Source organism: Pseudomonas sp. NPDC089407, from assembly GCF_044900445.1.
Lineage (GTDB): Bacteria > Pseudomonadota > Gammaproteobacteria > Pseudomonadales > Pseudomonadaceae > Aquipseudomonas.
On record NZ_JBJDNB010000064.1, the window covers coordinates 1 to 6,554 of the forward strand.

The window sequence follows — 6,554 nt, forward strand, 5'->3', positions numbered from 1 at the left end:
ATCGACACCACCACCGTGACCTTGACTGCCACGCAAAGCGTGGTCGAGGGCGGCGTGGTTACTTACACCGCTTCGGTCAACCACAAAGTCACCGGTTCGGACCTGGTGATCAAACTGGCCAACGGCCAGACCATCACCATCCCAGTGGGTGAATCGTCGGCTTCGGTGCCGTTCACTGCGCCGAACAACGTCCACAACACCAACCTGGACCTGAGCAACAAGATCACCGACATCTCGGGCGGTAACTACGAGAAGACCGTGGCGGTTGGCGAGCCAGTGACTACCGTCACCGACAACCCAGCCACGCCAGACGTGACGACCTTGAGCCTCACCGCCACCGATACCGTGGCCGAAGGCGGCAAGATCACCTACACCGCCACCTTGACCAACAAGGCCGGTACCGACCTGGTGATCAAGCTGAGCAATGGCGAGACCATCACCATCGCAGCGGGTTCGAAAGAAGCCTCGATCACCGTCGACGCCCCGAGCGACGATGTATACATCGATGCTGAAAACCTGAGCGTGAAGGTGGACAGCACCACGGGTGGTGACTTCGAGAAGCTGGAAGTCAGCAGCACTGCTGCCGTGACCAAAGTCACTGATACCATCGATACCACCACCGTCACCCTGACCGCGACTTCGACAGTTGCTGAAGGTGGGGTAGTGACCTACACCGCTTCGGTCAACCACAAAGTCACCGGCTCTGACCTGGTCGTGAAACTGGCCAACGGCCAGACCATCACCATCCCAGTGGGTGAGTCGTCTGCTTCGGTGCCGTTCACCGCGCCGAACAACGTCCACAACACCAACCTGGACCTGAGCAACAAAATCACTGACATCTCGGGCGGTAACTACGAGAAGACCGTGGCCGTCGGCGAGCCAGTGACCACGGTTACCGACAACCCGGCGACCCCTGATATCACCACGCTCACCCTGACCGCCACGGACACCGTGGCCGAAGGCGGCAAGATCACCTACACCGCCACCTTGACCAACAAGGCCGGTACCGATCTGGTGATCAAGCTGAGCAATGGTGAAACCATCACCATCGCAGCGGGTTCGAAAGAAGCCTCGATCACTGTCGACGCCCCGAGCGACGATGTATACATCGATGCTGAAAACCTGAGCGTGAAGGTGGACAGCACCACCGGTGGTGACTTCGAGAAGCTGGAAGTCAGCAGCACTGCCGCTGTGACCAAAGTCACCGATACCATCGACACCACCACCGTCACCCTGACCGCGACTTCGACAGTCACTGAAGGTGGGGTAGTGACCTACACCGCCTCGGTCAACCACAAGGTCACCGGCTCTGACCTGGTCGTGAAACTGGCCAACGGCCAGATCATCACCATCCCGGTTGGCGAATCGTCTGCTTCGGTACCGTTCACTGCGCCGAACAACGTCCATAACACCAACCTGGACCTGAGCAACAAGATCACTGACATCTCGGGTGGTAATTACGAGAAGACCGTAGCCGTCGGCGAGCCAGTGACTACCGTCACCGACAACCCAGCCACGCCAGACGTGACGACCTTGAGCCTCACCGCCACCGATACCGTGGCCGAAGGCGGCAAGATCACCTACACCGCCACCTTGACCAACAAGGCTGGCACCGACCTGGTGATCAAGCTGAGCAACGGTGAAACCATCACCATCGCAGCCGGCTCGAAAGAAGCCTCGATCACCGTCGACGCGCCAAGCGACGACGTGTACATCGATGCTGAAGACCTGAGCGTGAAGGTGGAAGACACCACCGGTGGCGACTTCGAGAAGCTGGACGTCAGCAGCACTGCTGCTGTGACCAAGGTGACCGATACCATCGACACCACCACCGTGACCTTGACTGCCACGCAAAGCGTGGTCGAGGGCGGCGTGGTTACTTACACCGCTTCGGTCAACCATAAAGTCACCGGCTCTGACCTGGTCGTGAAACTGGCCAACGGCCAGACCATCACTATCCCAGTGGGCGAATCGTCGGCTTCGGTACCGTTCACCGCGCCGAACAACGTCCACAACACCAACCTGGACCTGAGCAACAAGATCACCGATATCTCGGGCGGTAACTACGAGAAGACCGTAGCCGTCGGCGAGCCAGTGACCACGGTTACTGACAACCCGGCGACCCCTGATATCACCACGCTCACCCTGACCGCCACGGACACCGTGGCCGAAGGCGGCAAGATCACCTACACCGCCACCTTGACCAACAAGGCCGGTACCGATCTGGTGATCAAGCTGAGCAATGGTGAAACCATCACCATCGCAGCGGGTTCGAAAGAAGCCTCGATCACTGTCGACGCCCCGAGCGACGATGTATACATCGATGCTGAAAACCTGAGCGTGAAGGTGGACAGCACCACCGGTGGTGACTTCGAGAAGCTGGAAGTCAGCAGCACTGCTGCTGTGACCAAAGTCACTGACACCATCGATACCACCACCGTCACCCTGACCGCGACTTCGACAGTCACTGAAGGTGGCGTTGTTACTTACACCGCTTCGGTCAACCACAAAGTCACCGGCTCTGACCTGGTCGTGAAACTGGCCAACGGTCAGACCATCACTATCCCGGTGGGCGAATCGTCTGCTTCGGTACCGTTCACCGCCCCGAACAACGTCCACAACACCAACCTGGACCTGAGCAACAAGATCACCGACATCTCGGGTGGTAACTACGAGAAGACCGTAGCCGTCGGCGAGCCAGTGACCACGGTTACCGACAACCCGGCGACCCCTGATATCACCACGCTCACCCTGACCGCCACGGACACCGTGGCCGAAGGCGGCAAGATCACCTACACCGCGACCTTGACCAACAAGGCTGGCACCGACCTGGTGATCAAGCTGAGCAATGGCGAGACCATCACCATCGCGGCTGGCTCGAAAGAAGCCTCGATCACCGTCGACGCCCCGAGCGACGATGTGTACATCGATGCCGAAGACCTGAGCGTGAAGGTGGAAGACACCACCGGTGGTGACTTCGAGAAGCTGGAAGTCAGCAGCACTGCTGCCGTGACCAAAGTCACTGATACCATCGATACCACCACCGTCACCCTGACCGCGACTTCGACAGTTGCTGAAGGTGGGGTAGTGACCTACACCGCCTCGGTCAACCACAAAGTCACCGGCTCTGACCTGGTCGTGAAACTGGCCAACGGCCAGACCATCACCATCCCAGTGGGTGAGTCGTCGGCTTCGGTGCCGTACACCGCACCGAACAACGTCCACAACACCAACCTGGACCTGAGCAACAAGATCACCGACATCTCGGGTGGTAATTACGAGAAGACCGTAGCCGTCGGCGAGCCAGTGACCACGGTTACTGACAACCCGGCGACCCCGGATATCACCACGCTCACCCTGACCGCCACGGACACTGTGGCCGAAGGCGGCAAAATCACCTACACCGCCACCTTGACCAACAAGGCTGGTACCGATCTGGTGATCAAGCTGAGCAATGGTGAAACCATCACCATCGCAGCCGGCTCGAAAGAAGCCTCGATCACCGTCGACGCCCCGAGCGACGACGTGTACATCGATGCTGAAAACCTGAGCGTGAAGGTGGAAGACACCACCGGTGGTGACTTCGAGAAGCTGGACGTCAGCAGCACCGCTGCCGTGACCAAGGTGACCGATACCATCGACACCACCACCGTGACCTTGACTGCCACGCAAAGCGTGGTCGAGGGCGGCGTGGTTACTTACACCGCTTCGGTCAACCACAAGGTCACCGGTTCGGACCTGGTGATCAAACTGGCCAACGGCCAGACCATCACCATCCCAGTGGGCGAGTCGTCGGCTTCGGTGCCGTTCACCGCGCCGAACAACGTCCATAACACCAACCTGGACCTGAGCAACAAGATCACCGACATCTCGGGTGGTAACTACGAGAAGACCGTAGCCGTCGGCGAGCCAGTGACCACGGTTACTGACAACCCGGCGACCCCTGATATCACCACGCTCACCCTGACCGCCACGGACACCGTGGCCGAAGGCGGCAAGATCACCTACACCGCGACCTTGACCAACAAGGCTGGCACCGACCTGGTGATCAAGCTGAGCAATGGCGAGACCATCACCATCGCGGCTGGCTCGAAAGAAGCCTCGATCACCGTCGACGCCCCGAGCGACGATGTGTACATCGATGCCGAAGACCTGAGCGTGAAGGTGGAAGACACCACCGGTGGTGACTTCGAGAAGCTGGAAGTCAGCAGCACTGCTGCCGTGACCAAAGTCACTGATACCATCGATACCACCACCGTCACCCTGACCGCGACTTCGACAGTTGCTGAAGGCGGGGTAGTGACCTACACCGCCTCGGTCAACCACAAAGTCACCGGCTCTGACCTGATCGTGAAACTGGCCAACGGCCAGACCATCACCATCCCAGTGGGTGAGTCGTCTGCTTCGGTGCCGTTCACTGCGCCGAACAACGTCCATAACACCAACCTGGACCTGAGCAACAAGATCACCGACATCTCGGGTGGTAACTACGAGAAGACCGTGGCGGTTGGCGAGCCAGTGACCACGGTTACTGACAACCCGGCGACCCCGGACATCACCACGCTCACCCTGACCGCCACGGACACTGTGGCCGAAGGCGGCAAGATCACCTACACCGCGACCTTGACCAACAAGGCTGGCACGGACCTGGTGATCAAGCTGAGCAACGGTGAAACCATCACCATCGCAGCCGGCTCGAAAGAAGCCTCGATCACTGTCAACGCCCCGAGCGACGATGTGTACATCGATGCTGAAGACCTGAGCGTGAAGGTGGACAGCACCACCGGTGGTGACTTCGAGAAGCTGAATGTCAGCAGCACTGCCGCTGTGACCAAGGTGACCGATACCATCGACACCACCACCGTGACCTTGACTGCCACGCAAAGCGTGGTCGAGGGCGGCGTGGTTACTTACACCGCTTCGGTCAACCACAAAGTCACCGGCTCGGACCTGGTCGTGAAACTGGCCAATGGCCAGACCATCACCATCCCAGTGGGTGAATCGTCGGCTTCGGTGCCGTTCACTGCGCCGAACAACGTCCATAACACCAACCTGGACCTGAGCAACAAGATCACTGACATCTCGGGTGGTAATTACGAGAAGACCGTAGCCGTTGGCGAGCCAGTGACTACTGTCACCGACAACCCAGCCACGCCAGACGTGACGACCTTGAGCCTCACCGCCACCGACACCGTGGCTGAAGGCGGCAAGATCACCTACACCGCGACCTTGACCAACAAGGCTGGTACCGATCTGGTGATCAAGCTGAGCAACGGTGAAACCATCACCATCGCAGCCGGCTCGAAAGAAGCCTCGATCACCGTCGACGCGCCAAGCGACGATGTGTACATCGATGCCGAAGACCTGAGCGTGAAGGTGGAAGACACCACCGGTGGTGACTTCGAGAAGCTGGAAGTCAGCAGCACTGCTGCCGTGACCAAAGTCACTGACACCATCGACACCACCACCGTCACCCTAACGGCGACCTCGACAGTCACTGAAGGTGGGGTCGTTACTTACACCGCTTCGGTGAACCACAAAGTCACCGGCTCTGACCTGGTCGTGAAACTGGCCAACGGCCAGATCATCACCATCCCGGTGGGCGAATCGTCTGCTTCGGTACCGTTCACTGCGCCGAACAACGTCCATAACACCAACCTGGACCTGAGCAACAAGATCACCGATATCTCGGGCGGTAACTACGAGAAGACCGTGGCCGTCGGCGAGCCAGTGACTACCGTCACCGACAACCCAGCCACGCCAGACGTGACGACCTTGAGCCTCACCGCCACCGACACCGTGGCTGAAGGCGGCAAGATCACCTACACCGCGACCTTGACCAACAAGGCCGGCACGGACCTGGTGATCAAGCTGAGCAACGGTGAAACCATCACCATCGCAGCCGGCTCGAAAGAAGCCTCGATCACCGTCGACGCGCCGAGCGACGATGTGTACATCGATGCTGAAAACCTGAGCGTGAAGGTGGAAGACACCACGGGTGGCGACTTCGAGAAGCTGGAAGTCAGCAGCACTGCTGCCGTGACCAAAGTCACTGACACCATCGATACCACCACGGTCACCCTGACCGCGACTTCGACAGTTGCTGAAGGTGGGGTAGTGACCTACACCGCCTCGGTCAACCACAAGGTCACCGGCTCGGATCTGGTCGTGAAACTGGCCAACGGCCAGACCATCACCATCCCAGTGGGTGAGTCGTCGGCTTCGGTGCCGTACACCGCACCGAACAACGTCCACAACACCAACCTGGACCTGAGCAACAAGATCACCGACATCTCGGGCGGTAACTACGAGAAGACCGTGGCGGTTGGCGAGCCAGTGACTACCGTCACCGACAACCCAGCCACGCCAGACGTGACGACCTTGAGCCTCACCGCCACCGATACCGTGGCCGAAGGCGGCAAGATCACCTACACCGCCACCTTGACCAACAAGGCCGGTACCGACCTGGTGATCAAGCTGAGCAACGGTGAAACCATCACCATCGCGGCTGGCTCGAAAGAGGCCTCGATCACTGTCGACGCCCCGAGCGACGA

At 59.4% G+C, this 6,554-nt stretch carries 1 protein-coding gene; it reads left to right on the forward strand.

What is annotated here, in order from left to right:
- Positions 1-6,554, forward strand: a 6,554-nt coding sequence (locus ACI2KG_RS28790) for an immunoglobulin-like domain-containing protein (protein ID WP_404664225.1), incomplete at both ends; no start/stop codon positions are given.